1 protein-coding gene is annotated in these 921 nt (G+C 69.1%); it reads left to right on the top strand.

All coding sequences use genetic code 11. The features are described 5' to 3' along the window. Positions 1-154: 154 nt before the first annotated feature. A partial coding sequence (locus tag TN53_RS41040; protein ID WP_046263981.1) for an STAS domain-containing protein occupies positions 155-921 on the top strand: 767 nt, incomplete at its 3' end.

The raw sequence follows: 921 nt of genomic DNA, 5'->3' as shown, positions 1-921 counted from the left end.
GGCAGCCGACGCCCTAGCGGGCCGGCCGACCCCGGACACCTGTCACGGCACAGACTCGTTACAGTTGTCATTCGGCAATAGTTTGCGTCACCTGTGGCCGGACTTCGGCCACCGCGGGCCACGCGAGCGCACTACTCGGATGAGGTGAGAGCAGGTGCCGGAGCACGAAGCGGCAGTACGGCAAGGTTCGTCGGCGCAGGTGGTCGGGGACTTCCTGTACCGCCATCGCGAACGGATCGCCCAGCGCTGGGCCGACGAGCCGCTGTTCCGCAGCGTGTTCACCCTCTCGCGGGACGAGGCCGTGGAGGCGGCCCGGACAGTGATCGAGGCGTTGGCCCAGGTAGCTGAATCGGACCGGGTGTACGACACGGATGCCACCGGATTCGAGGTCGTGCGCGAGCAGTTGGCCCGCATGGCAGCCGCGCGTTCCCGCGCGGGGATCACCATGGCCCAGGTGTCGGGGGAGGTGGACGCCTTGCGCCCGCCCGTCGCGGACTTCCTCGTCGAGGAGTTCCCGGCGGGAGCCACCGAGCAGGTGCGCGAGTGCACGACCGCACTCACCGTGCTGATGGGGACACTGCGACTGGTCGTGCTGGACACGGCGCTGTCCGAAGGGCAGGCACTCATCGAGCGGCAACAGCTCCAGCTGCTCGAGGTGGCCACCCCCGTGATCAAGCTGTGGGAAGGCGTTGTGGCCGTACCGCTGATCGGCACTCTCGACAGCGCGCGCAGCCAGATCGTCATGGAGACGCTGCTGGAGGCCATCGTCGACCAGCCCGCCCGCTTCGCGATCCTCGACATCACCGGTGTCCCCACCGTGGACTCGCTCGTGGCCCAGCACCTCATGAAGACGGTGGCCGCGGCCCGGCTGATGGGCGCGGAGTGCGTCGTGTCGGGCATCCGCCCGGCGATCGCCCAGAC

Origin of the sequence: Streptomyces sp. WM6386 (genome assembly GCF_000972385.1) — a bacterium.
Taxonomy (GTDB): Bacteria; Actinomycetota; Actinomycetes; order Streptomycetales; family Streptomycetaceae; genus Streptomyces.
Note: the sequence above shows the minus strand (reverse complement) of the source record. Positions and strands in the feature narration are given on the sequence as shown.